At 68.5% G+C, this 16,337-nt stretch carries 16 protein-coding genes; 7 read left to right on the top strand and 9 right to left on the bottom strand.

Features of this window, described 5'->3' with window-relative positions; translation table 11 throughout:
- Positions 1–26 precede the first annotated feature (26 nt).
- The 5 genes from murJ (at position 27) to AU195_RS21210 (ending at position 7,134) form a co-directional block, all read left to right on the top strand.
- On the top strand, positions 27–3,611 hold the full coding sequence (murJ, locus tag AU195_RS21230) for a murein biosynthesis integral membrane protein MurJ (protein WP_216636405.1): 3,585 nt from the start codon (positions 27–29) through the stop codon (positions 3,609–3,611).
- Positions 3,612–3,709: 98 nt separating this feature from the next.
- Complete coding sequence (gene sigM / locus AU195_RS21225) at positions 3,710–4,381, top strand: RNA polymerase sigma factor SigM (protein WP_059161010.1); 672 nt, start codon at positions 3,710–3,712, stop codon at positions 4,379–4,381.
- Between the two features lie 82 nt (positions 4,382–4,463).
- Positions 4,464–5,435 carry a thioredoxin-disulfide reductase gene (gene trxB / locus AU195_RS21220; RefSeq protein ID WP_059161009.1) on the top strand — a complete coding sequence of 324 codons (972 nt, stop codon included), beginning with the start codon at positions 4,464–4,466 and terminating at the stop codon, positions 5,433–5,435.
- Positions 5,436–5,460: 25 nt separating this feature from the next.
- Complete coding sequence (gene trxA / locus AU195_RS21215; protein ID WP_059093896.1) at positions 5,461–5,793, top strand: thioredoxin; 333 nt, start codon at positions 5,461–5,463, stop codon at positions 5,791–5,793.
- 144 nt (positions 5,794–5,937) lie between these two features.
- Positions 5,938–7,134 (top strand): N-acetylmuramoyl-L-alanine amidase, encoded by a 1,197-nt coding sequence (locus AU195_RS21210; RefSeq protein WP_059161008.1) that lies wholly within the window; start codon positions 5,938–5,940, stop codon positions 7,132–7,134.
- 13 nt (positions 7,135–7,147) lie between these two features.
- Here AU195_RS21210 and AU195_RS21205 read toward each other — a convergent pair whose 3' ends face one another.
- The 9 genes from AU195_RS21205 to rpmH all read right to left on the bottom strand — a co-directional run bounded on the left by AU195_RS21205 (position 7,148) and on the right by rpmH (position 13,398).
- Entirely contained in the window at positions 7,148–7,897 is a 750-nt protein-coding gene (locus tag AU195_RS21205) for a hypothetical protein (RefSeq protein ID WP_059161007.1), read from the bottom strand.
- Between the two features lie 185 nt (positions 7,898–8,082).
- Complete coding sequence (locus AU195_RS21200) at positions 8,083–9,075, bottom strand: ParB/RepB/Spo0J family partition protein (RefSeq protein WP_059161006.1); 993 nt, start codon at positions 9,073–9,075, stop codon at positions 8,083–8,085.
- A 27-nt stretch (positions 9,076–9,102) separates the two neighbouring features.
- A complete protein-coding gene (locus AU195_RS21195; protein ID WP_502687368.1) occupies positions 9,103–10,104 on the bottom strand; it encodes a ParA family protein in 1,002 nt (333 codons plus the stop codon).
- A 2-nt stretch (positions 10,105–10,106) separates the two neighbouring features.
- Positions 10,107–10,784, bottom strand: a complete 678-nt coding sequence (gene rsmG / locus AU195_RS21190) for a 16S rRNA (guanine(527)-N(7))-methyltransferase RsmG (RefSeq protein WP_059161004.1) — start codon at positions 10,782–10,784, stop codon at positions 10,107–10,109.
- Positions 10,785–10,843: 59 nt separating this feature from the next.
- The gene (locus AU195_RS21185) at positions 10,844–11,389 is read right to left on the bottom strand and encodes a Jag family protein (RefSeq protein WP_059093891.1); all 546 of its coding nucleotides are present in this window, start codon (positions 11,387–11,389) and stop codon (positions 10,844–10,846) included.
- Positions 11,390–11,424: 35 nt separating this feature from the next.
- Complete coding sequence (yidC, locus tag AU195_RS21180; RefSeq protein ID WP_502687370.1) at positions 11,425–12,498, bottom strand: membrane protein insertase YidC; 1,074 nt, start codon at positions 12,496–12,498, stop codon at positions 11,425–11,427.
- A gap of 43 nt (positions 12,499–12,541) precedes the next feature.
- On the bottom strand, positions 12,542–12,880 hold the full coding sequence (yidD, locus tag AU195_RS21175) for a membrane protein insertion efficiency factor YidD (RefSeq protein WP_082703154.1): 339 nt from the start codon (positions 12,878–12,880) through the stop codon (positions 12,542–12,544).
- The gene (gene rnpA / locus AU195_RS21170) at positions 12,877–13,233 is read right to left on the bottom strand and encodes a ribonuclease P protein component (RefSeq protein WP_059161002.1); all 357 of its coding nucleotides are present in this window, start codon (positions 13,231–13,233) and stop codon (positions 12,877–12,879) included. Before rnpA ends, yidD begins: the two co-directional genes overlap by 4 nt.
- Positions 13,234–13,254: 21 nt before the next feature.
- Positions 13,255–13,398 (bottom strand): 50S ribosomal protein L34, encoded by a 144-nt coding sequence (gene rpmH, locus AU195_RS25415; RefSeq protein WP_005142265.1) that lies wholly within the window; start codon positions 13,396–13,398, stop codon positions 13,255–13,257.
- A 554-nt stretch (positions 13,399–13,952) separates the two neighbouring features.
- Between rpmH and dnaA the strand changes: the two genes are divergently transcribed.
- Both dnaA and AU195_RS21160 read left to right on the top strand, forming a co-directional pair.
- The gene (gene dnaA, locus AU195_RS21165) at positions 13,953–15,440 is read left to right on the top strand and encodes a chromosomal replication initiator protein DnaA (protein ID WP_059093888.1); all 1,488 of its coding nucleotides are present in this window, start codon (positions 13,953–13,955) and stop codon (positions 15,438–15,440) included.
- Positions 15,441–15,996: 556 nt separating this feature from the next.
- The coding region (locus AU195_RS21160; RefSeq protein ID WP_502687369.1) for a beta clamp domain-containing protein at positions 15,997–16,337 on the top strand (341 nt) is incomplete at its 3' end.

The raw sequence follows: 16,337 nt of genomic DNA, 5'->3' as shown, positions 1-16,337 counted from the left end.
CGCCTCCCCCCCCCCCCCCCCAACGCATCCCGCGTGGCCCGGCGCCCCGCCCACCGCCGCGCCGGCCGGAACTGTCCGATGCCGCCGTCGTGTCGCGCTCGTGGGGGATGGCCGTCGCGACACTGGTCAGCCGGATCACCGGGTTCCTGCGGATCGTGCTGCTCGCCGCGATCCTCGGCGCCGCGCTGTCGAGTTCGTTCACGGTGGCCAACCAGCTGCCGAACCTCGTCGCCGCACTGGTGCTCGAAGCCACCTTCACCGCGATCTTCGTCCCCGTCCTCGCCCGCGCGGAACGCGACGACCCCGACGGCGGTACGGCCTTCGTCCGCCGCCTGGTCACCCTGGCGACCACGCTGCTGCTGGTGGCCACCGTGCTGTCCGTGGCGGGCGCACCGCTGCTCGTGCGCCTCATGCTCGGCGACGACCCGCAGGTCAACAATCCGCTGACGACGGCGTTCGCGTATCTGCTCCTGCCGCAGGTGCTGTTCTACGGGCTGTCCTCGGTGTTCATGGCGATCCTCAATACCCGCAACGTCTTCGGGCCACCGGCGTGGGCGCCGGTGGTCAACAACGTCGTCGCCATCGCCACCCTCGGGCTGTATCTCGTCGTGCCGGGTGAACTCTCGGTCGACCCCGTCGAGATGGGCAACGCCAAACTGCTGGTTCTCGGCATCGGCACCACCCTCGGCGTGTTCGCGCAGACGGCGGTCCTGCTGGTCGCGATCCGCCGCGAACGGATCAGCCTGCGCCCGCTGTGGGGTATCGACGACCGCCTCAAGAAGTTCGGCACGATGGCCGCGGCAATGGTGCTCTACGTGCTCATCAGCCAGGTGGGCCTGATCGTCGGCAATCAGATCGCCAGCGGCGCGGCCGCATCGGGCCCGGCGATCTACAACTACACCTGGCTCGTGCTGCAGCTGCCGTTCGGCATCATCGGCGTCACCGTGCTCACGGTGGTCATGCCCCGGCTGTCCCGCAACGCCGCCGCCAACAACATCCGCGCCGTCCTCGGCGACTTCTCGTTGGCCACGCGGCTGACCATGGTGACGCTCATCCCGATCGTGGCGGTCATGACCGTGGGCGGCCCGGCGATCGGCACCGCGCTGTTCGCCTACGGCAACTTCGGCGAGACCGACGCCGGCTACCTGGGCATGGCCATCACGCTGTCGGCATTCACGCTGATCCCGTACGCGCTCGTGCTCCTGCAGCTGCGCGTCTTCTACGCGCGGGAGCAGCCGTGGACGCCGATCATCGTGATCGTCGTCGTGACCATGGTGAAGGTGCTCGCCTCGGTCGCGGCGCCGTCGATGACCGACGACCCCGAACTGGTGGCCGGATTCCTCGGCCTCGCGAACGGCCTCGGCTTCCTCGCCGGTGCGATCGTCGGCCACTTCCTGCTCAAGTCGAGCCTGCGCCCACCGGGCGGCCGGATGCTCGACGTGCAGGTGATCCGCACGATCCTGGTGACCGTCGCCGCCTCACTGCTGGCCGGGCTGCTCGCCCACGTCGCCGACCAGTTGCTCGGCCTCGAATCGCTGACGGCCGCCGCCGGCGGCGCGGGATCGCTGGTGCGGCTGGCGGTACTGGGCGTGATCATGCTGCCGGTCATCGCCGGGGTGCTGCTCGCGGCCGGCGTGCCCGAGGCCGCCGCCGCCGTCGCGTTCGTGCGCAGGCGCCTCGGCAGGCCCGCCCCCGCACCCGCCGCGTCCATATCTCGGCCCGACCAGCCGCAGCCCGGCGGTGCCGTCCCGTACTCTGACGGCAGGAGTGCGCGTCCGGTGCGGCGGAGTCGGGGCCCCGCGACCGGCCGGTACGAGTCTCCGGTTCGGGGAACTCCGGTGCGTGGGGCCGGAGAAGAGAGGTGGAGAGGACCAGCGGTGAGCGACGACTCCGCGGGTGATTCCGCAGCGGCGCCCGACAGCGCTTCGACCACCAAGGTCTCGCGGCCCGCCGCGGACGACTTCCAGCCCGACGTCGCCGAACCTTCCCCACGGTCCGCGGATTCGGCCACCACCGAGATGCCCACCTCCGGTCGTCCCCCGTCGGACTACGGCGGTGACCCCACCCGCGAATCGCTGCCCTTCGAGCCGCCCCGCGAACCAGCGATCGAGGCGGCCACCTCCGACGAGGACGTGCACCTCATCCCCGGCGCGACGATCGGCGGCGGCCGCTACCGGCTTCTCGTGTTCCACGGCGGACCACCCAACCTGCAGTTCTGGCAGGCGCTCGACACCGCGCTCGACCGTCAGGTCGCGCTGACCTTCGTCGACCCGGACGCCACGCTGCCCGATGAACGCGTGCAGGACATCTTGTCGCGCACCCTCAAGCTCAGCCGCCTCGACATGCCGGGCGTGGCCCGCGTCCTCGACGTCGCCAACACCGGATCCGGCGGACTGATCGTCTCGGAGTGGATTCGCGGCGGGTCACTGGCCGAGGTCGCCGAGACGGCGCCCTCCCCGATCGGCGGCGCCCGCGCGATGCAGTCGCTCGCCGCGGCCGCCGAGGCTGCGCACCGCTCCGGGGTGGCGCTGTCGATCGACCATCCCAGCCGCGTGCGGGTCAGCATCGAGGGCGACGTCGCCCTGGCCTTCCCCGCCACGATGCCCGACGCCACGCCCGAGGACGACATCCGGGGCATCGGGGCCGCGCTGTACGCGCTCCTGGTCAACCGCTGGCCGCTGCCCGAGACGGGGGTGCCCAGCGGGCTCGCCCCTGCCGAGCGCGACCCGGCGGGCGACCCCCTCGAACCGCGGGCGGTGGACCGCGAGATCCCGTTCCAGATCTCGGCTGCGGCCGCTCACGCCGTCCAACCCGACGGCGGCATCCGCAGCGCACCGACGCTGCTGAACCTGCTGCAGCAGGCCACCGCCGTCGCCGACCGCACCGACCTGATCTCACCCGTCGACCGGCCCGACGGCGGCGCTCCATCACGCTTCCGGGGCGGACCCGACGACGACCCGGAGGCGCAGGCCCGCCGAAAGCGCGGTCTGATGGTCGGCCTCACCGTCGGCGGTGCGATCGTCGTCGTCGCGCTCATCGTGCTGGCGACCGTGTTGAGCCGCATCTTCGGAGACGTCGGCGGCGGGCTCGGCGGCGACGAACTCGGCCTCAACGACCCCAGCACGTCGGCCGAATCCGAGGGCGGGTCGACGGCCCCGGGCAATGTGGTGCGCCCGGTGCGGGCGACGGTGTTCTCCCCCGACGGCGGCGCCGACTCCCCCGATCAGGCCGGTAACGCCATCGACGGCAGTTCGACGACGGTATGGCCCACCGACACCTACTCCGATCCGATGCCGTTCCCGAACTTCAAGAACGGCGTGGGGCTGATGCTGGAGCTGCCGCAGCCCACCACCATCACCGCCGTGGACATCAACGTCTCCTCGACCGACACCTCCGTCCAGATCCGGTCGTCGCAGTCGGCCGAACCGTCCTCGCTCGACGGCACCACCGCGATGACCCCGTCGACGCCGCTGCGGACCGGCAACAACACCATCGAGGTCAGCAACGCCTCCCCCACCCCGTACGTGCTGGTGTGGATCGACAAACTCGGCACGGTCAACGGTCTGAACCGCTCCGACATCTCCGAGATCACGCTGAAGGGCACCACCTAGACGGTTATCCACAGGGCCCGCGACCTCCGACCTCTGCGGACGGGCCACCGGTGGATCAGGTGTCCGGCCCCACCTCCGCGCCCGCTTAGTGTTCGGCTGTGGTGAGCTTCGACGCCGTCGGCCGGTCCGACGCCCAGCTGCTGGCCGATCACGTCGCGGGCGACCGCTACGCGTTCGCGGAGTTGTTCGCCCGCCATCAGCGCCACCTCGAGCGGCTCGCGCGCATCAGCAGCAGCAACCGCGAGGACGCCGCCGACGCGCTCCAGGACGCGATGCTCTCGGCGCATCGCAAGGCCGCGAGCTTCCGCTTCGACTCCGCGGTGAGCAGCTGGCTCTACCGCATCGTGGTCAACGCCTGTCTGGACCGGCTGCGCAGCAACCGCAATCACGCCACCAGCCCGCTGGTGGACGACGTCGCGCCGACCGGTGATCCGACCGCCAGGGTGGACACCGCGATCGTGGTGGAACGGGCTCTGCTGCGGCTGCCCGTCGAACAACGTGCCGCGATCGTGGCCGTCGACATGCAGGGCTACTCGGTGGCCGAGACCGCCCGCATGCTGGGCGTCGCGGAGGGCACGGTCAAGAGTCGGTGCAGCCGCGGCCGGGCGAGACTTGCCGAGACCCTGCGCGGTCTCGACGAGACGACGCCACCACCCCCCGCCGCGCGCGCCTGTCACACGCTGCCGCGGTCCGCGCGCAGCCGCCCCCATGCGACCCTCGGCCGCGCCCTGCGCCACGCGGATGGCGGGACACCTGCCGACCGGCCGTAGCGTGACCCTGCACGCGTGCGGGAACACCCGGACCTAGGCTGGTGTTGTACCCGTGCCGGTGCGAAACGGCAGAAAGGCTCACATGACCACCTCATCGACGGTTCACGATGTGATCATCATCGGCTCCGGACCGGCCGGCTACACGGCCGCCGTGTACGCCGCCCGCGCGCAGCTCAAGCCGCTCGTGTTCGAAGGCAGCCAGTTCGGCGGCGCCCTGATGACCACCACCGAGGTGGAGAACTACCCCGGATTCCGCAACGGCATCACCGGACCCGAACTGATGGACGAGATGCGCGAGCAGGCGCTGCGCTTCGGCGCCGACCTGCGGATGGAAGACGTCGACGAGGTCTCCCTCGAGGGTCCGGTCAAGACGGTCACCGTCGGTGACGAGACCCACCGGGCCCGTGCGGTCATCCTGGCGATGGGTGCGGCCGCGCGCCACCTCGGCGTCCCCGGCGAGGAAGCGCTGCTCGGCATGGGCGTCAGCACGTGTGCGACCTGTGACGGCTTCTTCTTCCGTGACCAGGACATCGCGGTCATCGGTGGCGGCGACTCGGCGATGGAGGAGGCGACGTTCCTCACCCGCTTCGCTCGCAGCGTGACGGTGATCCACCGCCGCGACGAGTTCCGTGCCTCCCGCATCATGCTCGACCGGGCCCGCGCCAACGAGAAGATCACGTTCCTGACCAACACCGCGGTCACCGAGATCGAGGGCGATCCGAAGGTGACCGGAATCCGTCTGCGCGACAACATAACCGGTGAGGAGTCGAAGCTCGCGGTGACCGGTGTTTTCGTCGCGATCGGCCACGTCCCGCGCTCGGACATCGTCCGCGGTCAGGTCGACGTCGACGAGGACGGCTACGTCCTGGTCGAAGGTCGCACCACCAACACGTCGATCGAAGGTGTCTTCGCCGCAGGCGATCTCGTTGACCGCACCTACCGGCAGGCCATCACCGCCGCGGGCAGCGGTTGTTCGGCTGCCATCGACGCCGAACGCTGGCTGGCCGAAATCGGCGTCGCCCCAAGCGATCAAGAGATCTCAGCACCGATCTGAGCCACCCCTACACCGAGGAGCAGACATGGCCGACAACGGCGCCACCGTCACCGTCACCGACGACTCGTTCTCCAGCGACGTGCTGACCAGCAGCACGCCCGTGCTGGTGGACTTCTGGGCCACCTGGTGCGGCCCGTGCAAGATGGTCGCCCCGGTCCTCGAGGAGATCGCCAGCGAGAAGGCCGGCGCGCTGACCGTCGCGAAGCTCGACGTCGACGCGAATCCGACCACCGCACGCGACTTCCAGGTCGTGTCGATCCCGACGATGATCCTGTTCAAGGACGGTGAACCGGTCAAGCGGATCGTCGGCGCGAAGGGTAAGGCCGCACTGCTGCGCGAGCTCACCGACCTGCTCTGACGGGTCACGGGCCGATTCCGGTTCGCCTGGCGTTTTCCGGATTGGCGGAAACTTCTGAGAGAATGCCTTCCGGGCCCGTCGTGCATATGTCCGTGCCGCAGGGGTACTGACAGCCATAGCTGAGGGCCTGCCGAAGGGGCGAGTATGTCGAGTCTGCGTCACGGTGATCGCGGGGCCGCGGTCACTGAGATCCGCGCAGCGCTTTCGGCTCTGGGCCTGCTGGACGGCCCCGACGACGACCTCACCACCGGAAGGCACGTCGTCGCCGACCTGTTCGACGACGACCTCGACCAGGCGGTCCGCGCTTTCCAGCAGCACCGCGGGCTGCTGGTCGACGGCATCGTCGGAGAGGCCACGTACCGGGCACTGAAGGAGGCGTCCTACCGCCTCGGCGCGCGCACGTTGATGCACCAGTTCGGTGCCCCGATGTACGGCGACGACGTGGCGACGCTGCAGGCCCGACTGCAGGATCTCGGGTTCTACACCGGTTTGGTCGACGGCCATTTCGGGCTGCAGACCCACCACGGGCTCACCTCCTACCAACGCGAGTACGGCCTGTACCCCGACGGCATCTGCGGTCCGGAGACGCTGCGCTCGCTGTACTTCCTCGGGTCGCGGGTCACCGGCGGGTCCCCGCACGCGATCCGGGAGGAGGAGCTGGTCCGCCGCTCCGGTCCCCGACTGTCCGGTAAGAGGGTCATCATCGATCCGGGCCGCGGGGGCAGCGACCACGGGCTCATCATGAACGGACCGCAGGGCCCGATCAGTGAAGCGGACATCCTGTGGGACTTGGCAAGTCGACTCGAGGGCCGGATGACCGCGATCGGGATGGACACGTTCCTGTCCCGCCCGGCCAACCGCAGCCCGTCGGACGCCGAGCGGGCCGCGACCGCCAACACCGTCGGCGCGGATCTGATGATCAGCCTGCGCTGCGCCGCGCAGCCCACCCCGGGCGCCAACGGGGTCGCGTCGTTCCACTTCGGCAACTCGCACGGCTCGGTCTCCACCATCGGGCGCAACCTCGCCGACTTCATCCAGCGAGAGGTCGTCGCGCGCACCGGGTTACGTGACTGCCGAACCCACGGCCGGACCTGGGATCTGCTGCGCCTGACCCGGATGCCCACGGTGCAGGTCGATGTCGGCTACATCACCAACCCCCACGACCGGGAGCTGTTGGTGTCCAACCACAATCGCGATGCGATCGCCGAGGGGATCCTCGCCGCGGTCAAGCGGCTCTACCTGCTCGGCAAGAACGACCGGCCCACAGGGACTTTCACCTTCGCCGAACTGCTGGCCCACGAACTGTCCGTCGAACAGGCCGGCCGGCTCAGCTCGAACTGACCCGTTCGGTCGCCTAACAGCGCCCGCTGCCCGCGCCGACGGGCTGCTGCAGTGGGGCCGACTCCAACAGACGCTCCAGCGCCGCTTCGACACCCGCCTTCCACCCGAGCCCCTGCTCGAGTTCCAGACGCAGGCGGGGGAAGTACCGGTGCGGGGACACGACGGTGAAGCCGACCTGTTCCAGGAAGTCGGCGTCCACCATGCACTGGTGCACCGAGCAGTCGCCCAGTGCCTCGATCACCGGAGTGAGATCGCCGGGAACCAGTCGCGGGTCGATGAGTTCGGCGGCCGCCTCGGTGCGGCCGAACGCCTCGAGGGCACGGACCCCGCGGCGCACGAGATCCCCGACGACCGACGTCAGCAGCGTGCGTGGCAGGGCGTCGGCGTCGTCGCCCTGCTCCACCCCCACGGTCGTGAGGAGGACGGCGTCCGCGCTGACCGGTCCGGTCGGGAACAGACGTGCCCGCGGAACCGCACGCGGCGGTGCATAGAACGCGTAGCCGATGCACGGTTCCTCGGCGGACGGGTCGGTCGCCGCGGCCTCGTCGCTCAACGCCTCCGGGCACCGCACCGCCACCTGACCGCACGATCCCCACTCGAGCATGACCATCGACAGCCACGCTTCCTTCTCGAACTCCGGGTCGGACAGATGATCCTCACGACCCAGCGTCGACGGATCGACCTCCCAGAAAACGCAGCGCCGCGCGTGCTTGGGAAGCTGCTCGAAAGCTTCCAGACGCAAGGGCGTGATACGTGCGGGCACTAGGCTCCCCGGTTCTCGTGCGCTGCGGACGCTGCGCGCGACCGCGGTTCGGGCTCCAGGATAGGCAGCATGACGGCGACGCGCGAAAAGCGTTGCCGGCCAGATGATCTGCCGTCAGCGGCCGGGTGAGTTCCGCGTGTCGAACGTGGTGGTGTCACAGTGACGTAATGCCCCCGTGTCCTCGGTCAGGGCTTCGTCGAGTTCATCAACTCGACAATCCGTTGAAGATCGTCCACCGAGCCGAATTCGACGACGATCTTGCCCTTGCGTTTGCCCAGGCTCACTGTGACGCGGGTGTCGAACGCCGTCGAGAGCTGTTCGGCGACGTCCTGCAGGCCGGGCATCTGGATCGGCTTGCGTCGTGGCGCCGGCGGTGCGGCCGGATCGCTCCGGTTCGCCAGCGTGACCGCCTCCTCCGTCGCCCGGACCGACAGCCCCTCGGCGACGATGCGCGCCGCGAGCTCCTCCTGGCGTTCGGGCCCGCCCTCCAGGGCAAGCAGCGCGCGGGCGTGCCCGGCGGAGAGCACGCCGGCGGCGACGCGGCGCTGCACGGCGATCGGCAGGCGCAGCAGCCGGATCATGTTCGTGATCAACGGGCGGGAGCGGCCGATCCGCGTCGCCAGTTCATCGTGGGTGACGCCGAACTCATCGAGCAGCTGCTGATAGGCCGCCGCCTCCTCGAGCGGATTCAGCTGGACGCGGTGGATGTTCTCGAGCAGCGCGTCACGCAGCATGCTGTCGTCGGCGGTCTCGCGCACGATCGCCGGGATGGCCGCCAGGCCGGCCTGCTGCGCGGCACGCCATCTCCGCTCCCCCATGACGAGCTGGTAGCGCGGTCCGGCGTCACCGCGTTCGAGGGCCCGGACGACGATCGGCTGCATGAGCCCGAACTCCCGGATCGAATGCACGAGTTCGGAGAGCGCCTCGTCGTCGAACACCTGTCGCGGCTGGCGCGGGTTCGGCTCGATGGCCGACGGGTCGATCTCCCGGTAGACGGCACCGACCTCCACCGTGGGTGGCACCACCGCCGGCCCGCCACCGATCACGACGTCGGCCGCGGCGCTGCCCATCCGCGGACCACCCAGTGCGGCTTGACCACCGTCCTCGGTCGGTCCGGTCGGGATCAGGGAGGCCAGGCCGCGGCCGAGACCGCTGCGCTTACGAGTGGGCTGCGTCATGTCCTTCTCTCCTTCGCGCACCGATGGTCATCGTGCGGTGCCGTCATGGGGAGCCCCTCGTTCCGCCAACTCACGGCTGGCGTCGAGGTAGCTCATCGCGCCCCGGGATCCGGGGTCGTAGTCGAGGATCGTCATGCCGTAGCCCGGCGCCTCCGAGACCTTCACGCTGCGCGGAATGACCGTGCGCAGAACCTTGTCGCCGAAGTGCGCACGCACATCCTGGGCGACCTGATCGGCCAGCCGCGTCCGGCCGTCGTACATCGTGAGGACGACGGTCGACACGGTCAGCTCCGGGTTCAGGTGCGACTTCACCATCTCGATGTTGCGGAGCAGCTGGCCCACCCCTTCGAGGGCGTAGTACTCGCACTGGATCGGGATCAGCACCTCGGGTGCGGCCACCAGCGCGTTGATGGTGAGCAGTCCGAGCGATGGTGGGCAGTCGATGAAGACGTAGTCGAAGTCGTACTGCTTCAGTTCGGTGAGAGCCGTCCGCAGCCTGCCCTCTCTCGCGACCATGCTGACGAGCTCGATCTCCGCGCCGGCCAGATCGATCGTCGCCGGAACGCAGAACAACCGCTCGCTGTGCGGGCTCTGTTGCAGGGCCTCCTGGACCGGGATGTCTCCGATGAGCACCTCGTACGACGAGGCCGTCCCCGGCCGGTGCTCGATGCCCAGGGCCGTGCTCGCATTGCCCTGGGGATCGAGGTCGATGACCAGAACCTTCAATCCCTGCAGAGCGAGCGCCGCGGCGATGTTCACCGCGGTGGTCGTCTTGCCGACCCCGCCCTTCTGATTGGCGATGGTGAACACCCGCTGCCGCGCGGGACGCGGCAGGCCGCCGCGGGACGCCGAGTGCAGCAAGCGCACCGCCCGTTCCGCCTCGGCCCCGATCGGTGTGTCGATCACGGCATCGTTCTGCCAGTCCTGGGCGGTGTCCGCCGGCACGTCCTTCGCAGCGGACGGCCATGTTTCACGTGAAACGCGGGCACCGCCTCGCGCCACCCGCGACCCGTCGGGACCCTCGCTCATGCTCATCTCCTGCCCGATCTTCCCGGCCGGCCGCGCCCCTTCACCGGTACCGCGCGCCGCGCCTCGACCACGGTCGCGGGTGGGTTCAAATAGTCCGCGCCACATCTCAACACCCTGACATCGACTGCGCCAACCCGGGCAAGCACACGCCGGTTCTCCTCGATCTCCGTCTCGGCCCGGGCGCCCTTGAGCGCCAGCATCCGGCCGCCGTCGCGGAGCAGTCCCATGCTCCAGGTCGCCAGCTTGTCCAGTGACCCGACTGCCCGCGACGTGACGACGTCCATCTCCCCCACCTCGCGCAGCACCCCCGGTTCCTCGGCGCGACCGCGCACCACCGTGACCCCGACGCCGAGCGCGTCCACCACTTCGGTGAGGAAGTCGCAGCGCCTCTGCATCGGTTCGATCAACGTGACATGGACGTCGGGACGCGCCAGCGCCAACGGTATGCCGGGCAGACCCGCGCCGCTTCCGATGTCGGCGATCCGCTCCCCCGGCTCCACCAACTCGCCGAGGGCGGCGCTGTTGAGAATGTGGCGGTCCCAGATCCGGTCCGTCTCCCGTGGGCCGATCAGCCCACGCTCGACACCTGCGGTCGCCAAGAAGTCGGCGTAGGTCTGCGCCAGCGGAAGGCGCTCCCCGAAGACTGCCTCCGCGGTGGGCGGCGGCGCTACGTGTTTCACGTGAAACATCCCCTGCCTTCGAGCGGACCGCTCCGGTGAACTACATGGATGTAACTCGGTCAGTCGGCGAGCACGACAACGCGGCGCGACGGCTCGACGCCTTCGCTCTCGCTGTGCACCCCGTCGACCGCCGCGACCGCGTCGTGGACGATCTTGCGCTCGAACGGCGTCATCGGCGCGAGCTCCTCGCGGTCACCGGTCTCGAGGACGCGCCGCGCCACCTTCTCACCCAGCGCGGCCAACTCGTCCCGGCGGCGGCGACGCCACCGGGCGATGTCGAGCATGAGACGGCTGCGCTCGCCCGTCTTCTGGTGCACCGCGAGCCGAGTCAGCTCCTGCAGCGCGTCGAGCACCTCACCCTTGCGACCAACCAGCTTGTTCAGATCGCTGCCGCCGTCGATGCTCACCACCGCTCGGTCACCCTCGACATCCAGATCGATGTCACCGTCGAAGTCCAGGAGGTCGAGCAACTCCTCCAGATAATCGCCGGCGATCTCCCCCTCGGCCACCAACCGGTCCTCGAGGTCGTCCTCCGGAGCCGCGGTCTCCGCGCCCTCCCGCGTCTCGACGTCCTCGGCCCGCTCGGTCGTATCAGCGTCAGTCATGTCTGCCTCTCCCTCTCCCGCCAGTCCCGGACTGGTCAACGCTTGCGTTTCTTAGGCCGGGCTCCCGGCTTCGGCGTTCGGCTTGCGGCCTGGCCGCCACTCGGCTTCGCCGCCCCGTTCCCACTCGGCTTCGAGGCCGGCCCGCCGGTCTTGGCCACGGGCCCACTTCCGGTGCCGTCGGTGCCAACGGCATCGGTCGCGGAACCATCGGCCGCGTCCTCGCCGGCGTCGGCCGCGTCCTGGGCCTTGCGTGCCCGCTTCGGCTTGGCACCGGGAGCCGGGGCGTTGGCGGCACGGCGTTCCAGCGCCTCGGCCTTCTTCGCCTCTTCTTCCTTCTCGATCTTGCCGAACACGTAGTGCTGCTGGCCGTAGGTCCAGATGTTGTTGGCGAGCCAGTACATGATCACCGCGAGCGGCAGGAACGGTCCGCCCACCACCACACCGAGCGGGAACACATACAGCGCAAGCTTGTTCATCAGCGCGGTCTGCGGGTTCGCGGCCGCTTCCGGTGTCTGGCGCGCGACCGAGGCGCGGCTGTTGAAGTGCGTCGCGATGCCCGCCAGCAGCATGATCGGCACGCCGACGATCACCACCGCCAGCCGGTCGAACTGGGTGAACGCCTCCAGGCCGTGCTGCTGGATCATCGTCGCGCCCAACGGCGCCCCGAAGAAGTTGGCGTCCAGGAAGTGCGCCACGTCGGTCGCGCTGAACACGTAGTTCGGCAGGCTGCGGTTCTCCTCCACCGACAGGCCCAGTCGGCCGATGCCGGTCTGCGTCCGGTTGAACGACATCAGCACGTGGTAGAGGCCGAGGAACACCGGGATCTGCGCGAGCATCGGCAGACAGCCGAGGACCGGGTTGAACCCGTGTTCCTTCTGGAGCTTCTGCATCTCCAGCGCCATCCGCTGGCGATCCTTGCCGTACTTCTTCTGCAACGCCTTGATCTGTGGCTGCAGCTCCTGCATCTGGCGGGTGGTGCGGATCTGCCGGACGAACGGCTTGTAGAGGATCGCGCGCAGGGTGAAGACCAGGAACATCACCGACAGCGCCCAGGCGAAGAAGTTCTCGGGGCCCAGCAGGAAGGCGAACGCCTTGTACCAGACCCACATGATCGCCGACACCGGGTAATAGATGATGTCGAGGCTGAACCAGTTAAACACGCGACTTGCTCCTGACGGGGTCGGCGGTGAAGTCTGCACCGCTTCGGTCTCGGGGCGGCGCGCTCGCCGCGTCCGGGCGTTCGGGGATCGGGTCCCATCCTCCTGGATGCCACGGACCGCACTTCGCCAGCCGCACGAGGGACAGCCAGCCGCCGCGCACCAACCCGTACTCGGTCAGCGCCTCCACGGCGTACTGGCTGCAGGTCGGGGTGAAACGGCACGACGGGTAACGAAGCGGAGAAATCATGTGGCGGTAGAGCTGAATGACGTACACGACGGCCTTCAGCGGAATCGACGTGACCGAGATGCTCACTCGTCGTGGTGCATTCACGCCGGCGCCTCGACGCGTGGCCGGGCTCGGCGCAGCGCCGCGGACAGTTCCTGCCGGAGCCGTTGCGACGTGGCCGTGCCGGCGCCCGGCAGCGCACGGATCACCAGTCGGTATCCGGGCGGCAGGTCATCGAGCATGGGATGGACGCTGTGTCGGAGCCGGCGGGAGACCCGGTGGCGCACCACGGCGTTACCCACCGACTTGGCCACGACCAGGCCCACCCGGGGACCGGTCGGATCGTCGGCGACGTTCGCCATGTGCAGCACGAGATCGGGTTGCGCCGAGCGCACCCCTTTACTGACCGTGGTACTGAACTCCGTGGACCGGGTCATCCGGTACCGAGCCGGAAGCACCGCGTGAGATCCTGCGTCGACTCACGCAGTCAGAGAACGGCGGCCCTTACGACGACGGCCCGTCACGATGGCCCGGCCGGCACGGGTGCGCATCCGCAGCCGGAACCCGTGCACCCGCGCGCGACGGCGGTTGTTGGGCTGGAACGTCCGCTTGCCCTTGGCCACGGCAATCTCTCCTCGTTACGTGTGGCACCCGCATTCCATCCGCATGTCACTCGCGGGCGGACGCGGTAGCCGTTGTTAAGCTCGTGCGTCTTGCTGGCTTGCCGGCGCGGTCTCCGCGTACGGATCGCAGCCGTATCGCCACGTGCGGGCGACTGTTCGAGGGTACTGACGAGATTTCCCCGGGTCAAACCTCGCCCTCGAGGCCCCCGACCGTTGACATTCGTCACATTGTTCACCGCTGTCCGGCGGACAGAAAGATGAAGTCCCCCAATGTTGTCGAACGGTTGGCACTACGAGAGAAAACTGTTAGCTTCTGGCAATGCCGTTTCGCACCCGGAGCGGCCGCCGACAACGAAACGAGGACGATTCACCGGCCGCGAGCCCACAGCCGCACCATCCGCTGTGCCGAGCCCCGTCCCGGTGGCGTCCAAACCGGTAGACAACAGAACGAACGACGCCTGCCCGTTACTCCACAGGTTGTGGATAACTTTGTGGACAGCTTTGTCTTCGTTCGATTGGTCGTCTCTGGACGGACCGCAAGGGGGTAGCAGTCGTTGACAGCTGACCCCGACCCACCTTTCGTCGCCGTCTGGAACACCGTCGTCGCCGAACTCAACGGAGACCCCGCGGCCACCGGACCGCGCAACGGTGACGGTGCGCTGCCGACCCTGACCCCTCAACAGAGAGCCTGGCTGAAACTCGTCAAACCCCTGGTGATCACCGAGGGTTTCGCCCTGCTGTCGGTGCCCACGCCGTTCGTCCAGAACGAGATCGAACGTCACCTGCGCGAACCCATCATCACCGCGTTAAGCCGTCATCTCGGCCAGCGCGTGGAACTCGGCGTCCGGATCGCCACTCCCTCCCCCACCGACGACGACCCGCCGCCGGCCCCGGTCATGTCCGACGCCGACGAGGTCGACGAGGACACCGAGGCGCGAGTCAGCGCCGAGGAGACCTGGCCGCGGTACTTCAGCCGCCCGCCGGAGACTCCGGCCGCCGAGGATCCGGATGCGGTCAGCCTCAACCGGCGCTACACGTTCGACACCTTCGTCATCGGCGCCTCGAACCGGTTCGCCCATGCGGCGACGCTGGCCATCGCCGAGGCGCCCGCCCGGGCGTACAACCCGTTGTTCATCTGGGGTGAGTCCGGTCTGGGCAAGACGCATCTGCTGCACGCGGCCGGCAACTATGCCCAGCGCCTCTTCCCCGGTATGCGCGTGAAGTACGTCTCCACCGAGGAATTCACCAACGACTTCATCAACTCGCTGCGCGACGACCGCAAGGCGTCGTTCAAGCGCAGTTACCGCGACATCGACGTCCTGCTGGTCGACGACATCCAGTTCATCGAGGGCAAGGAAGGCATCCAGGAGGAGTTCTTCCACACCTTCAACACGCTGCACAACGCGAACAAGCAGATCGTCATCTCGTCGGACCGTCCGCCCAAACAGCTGGCGACGCTGGAGGATCGGCTCCGGACGCGTTTCGAATGGGGGCTGATCACCGATGTGCAGCCGCCCGAACTCGAGACGCGGATCGCGATCCTGCGCAAGAAGGCCCAGATGGACCGGCTCGACGTCCCCGACGACGTCCTCGAGCTCATCGCCAGCAGCATCGAGCGCAACATCCGCGAACTCGAAGGGGCGCTGATCCGCGTCACCGCGTTCGCATCGCTGAACAAGACGCCGATCGACAAGTCGCTCGCCGAGATCGTGCTGCGCGACCTCATCTCCGACGCCAGCACCATGCAGATCTCGACCGCCGCGATCATGGCGGCCACCGCGGAGTACTTCGAGACCACGGTCGAAGAGCTCCGCGGCCCCGGTAAGACCCGCGCGCTCGCGCAGTCACGACAGATCGCGATGTACCTGTGCCGTGAGCTGACGGACCTGTCCCTACCGAAGATCGGCCAGGCGTTCGGACGCGATCACACCACAGTGATGTACGCGGAGAAGAAGATCCGGGGCGAGATGGCCGAACGCCGCGAGGTGTTCGATCACGTCAAGGAACTGACCACACGGATCCGCCAGCGCGCCAAGCGCTGAGCCCTTTTTCATCGATTTCCGGCCGCCGGGTCCATCCGGCGGCCTTCTGTCACGTGTCGAAAGCGGGTCCTCCGTGTCCCCGGCCGAAAAAACTTGGGTACCGGATGTCACATCCGTCACTCACCGGGCCTGTGGACAGTCTGGGGACAACCTGGTGACCGGACCTCGCACAACGCCGAGGTTGTCACACACCGCGGTCGCCGTGCACAGCCGCGGCACCCCGCTCGCCAGTTCGTCCACAGCCGCCGCACAGGCCGACACGCCTGACAGGCTGCGACGAACGGCCTTCATCCCCAATGTCCACAGCCCCTAATACTGTTGCTTGTATATCTCTCTAGTTCTCTTCTAAGAACAAAGGCTCTGGGGACACACTCGATGGTCGCCTCGGGTGCGCTCGATGTCGGCCCGATCGATTAGCTTTCAAGTTCGGGTGGAAAGCTCTACGGTGGTTCATCGACAGCCGTTACGGTCGTCGAGACGCATCAGGGCGACGCGTTCCGAGACGCCGGTGAAACCGCTGGTAGAGCTCATTGTGGTTGTTATGCGAAGGGACGCTATGGACGTGGTGCCGACGACGGCGGGTCACACCGATCTGAAGTTCCGCCTGGTGCGCGAGGACTTCGCCGATGCGGTGGCCTGGGTGGCTCGCAATCTGCCGACCCGTCCGACCGTCCCCGTCCTGGCCGGCGTGCTGCTCACCGGTGACGACGACGGGCTGACGATCTCGGGATTCGACTACGAGGTCTCGGCCGAGGTTCGCGTCGCAGCCGAAATCGCTTCTCCCGGAAGCGTTCTGGTGTCGGGGCGGCTGTTGTCCGACATCACCAGGGCGCTGCCCGCCAAACCTGTCGACGTCAGCGTCGAGGGCACCCGCGTGTCACTGACCTGCGGCAGCGC

It is taken from the genome of Mycobacterium sp. IS-1496, assembly GCF_001499995.1.
Classification (GTDB): domain Bacteria; phylum Actinomycetota; class Actinomycetes; order Mycobacteriales; family Mycobacteriaceae; genus Mycobacterium.
The sequence above is the reverse complement of the archived record's forward strand: the minus strand, read 5'-3'. Positions and strand labels throughout refer to the sequence as shown.

Excerpts from the sequence above, each read along its gene's own strand:
- trxA (WP_059093896.1), top strand. The coding sequence starts at position 5,461 with ATGGCCGACAACGGCGCCACCGTCACCGTCACCGACGACTCGTTCTCC.
- yidC (WP_502687370.1), bottom strand. The coding sequence starts at position 12,498 with ATGTGGGTCTGGTACAAGGCGTTCGCCTTCCTGCTGGGCCCCGAGAAC.
- AU195_RS21200 (WP_059161006.1), bottom strand. The coding sequence starts at position 9,075 with ATGACGCAGCCCACTCGTAAGCGCAGCGGTCTCGGCCGCGGCCTGGCC.
- AU195_RS21185 (WP_059093891.1), bottom strand. The coding sequence starts at position 11,389 with ATGACTGACGCTGATACGACCGAGCGGGCCGAGGACGTCGAGACGCGG.
- trxB (WP_059161009.1), top strand. The coding sequence starts at position 4,464 with ATGACCACCTCATCGACGGTTCACGATGTGATCATCATCGGCTCCGGA.
- AU195_RS21195 (WP_502687368.1), bottom strand. The coding sequence starts at position 10,104 with ATGAGCGAGGGTCCCGACGGGTCGCGGGTGGCGCGAGGCGGTGCCCGC.
- AU195_RS21210 (WP_059161008.1), top strand. The coding sequence starts at position 5,938 with ATGTCGAGTCTGCGTCACGGTGATCGCGGGGCCGCGGTCACTGAGATC.